The organism is Vibrio sp. Vb1980, from assembly GCF_033338615.1.
Lineage (GTDB): Bacteria > Pseudomonadota > Gammaproteobacteria > Enterobacterales > Vibrionaceae > Vibrio > Vibrio alginolyticus.
Genome location: NZ_JAWOSZ010000190.1, coordinates 1 through 512 on the forward strand (window position 1 = coordinate 1; position 512 = coordinate 512).

The following is a 512-nucleotide window of genomic DNA, read 5'->3' on the forward strand; positions in this document are numbered from 1 at the left end:
TATGGTTTCCAAGTCAACATCATGTTGACGCAGACGATTCTCATAATCCCTAAGTTTTTGCGCGAGCGTTTCTTAAGAAACAAAGGGTCGGAATGAGTAGCTGTTGCTCTGATTTGTCCAATAATCGAAAGTAGACCATTAGCTTCTGCCAATAGTGGATTATCTCCATAAGCAACAACTGAATCGTTGTTAACCAACTCAGGGCTTTTGGATATCACAACAGTACTGTCTGCTGATCTTTGAGGCTGAGCTTTAGATATAGCCGCTCTTCCGCCAGGAGTAGGTTTTACTATCGTCTGTTCCATACTTACCACTTTTATTGATTAATGCTCCAAAGCTCTATGTCCGGATTTGGGAAATGACCAGATAAATGCAGTGCAATACCACCGCTGTCTTTAAGTCGCATCCAGAATGGCCCCTTCTTAACGACCTCAAAATAAACATACCCGGTTTGATATGGAATCTGTCGCGGCACGACACTTAAAGGAGCTACGTTAATTCCATTAATCTGG

At 42.4% G+C, this 512-nt stretch carries 1 protein-coding gene and 1 pseudogene; both read right to left on the reverse strand.

The window, feature by feature from the left end; all coding sequences use genetic code 11:
• A pseudogene (locus R7F64_RS24440) lies at positions 1-305 on the reverse strand (type VI secretion system protein TssL); the annotation flags it as partial.
• A gap of 11 nt (positions 306-316) precedes the next feature.
• On the reverse strand, positions 317-512 hold a 196-nt coding region (gene tssK, locus R7F64_RS24445), incomplete at its 5' end, for a type VI secretion system baseplate subunit TssK (RefSeq protein WP_318072230.1).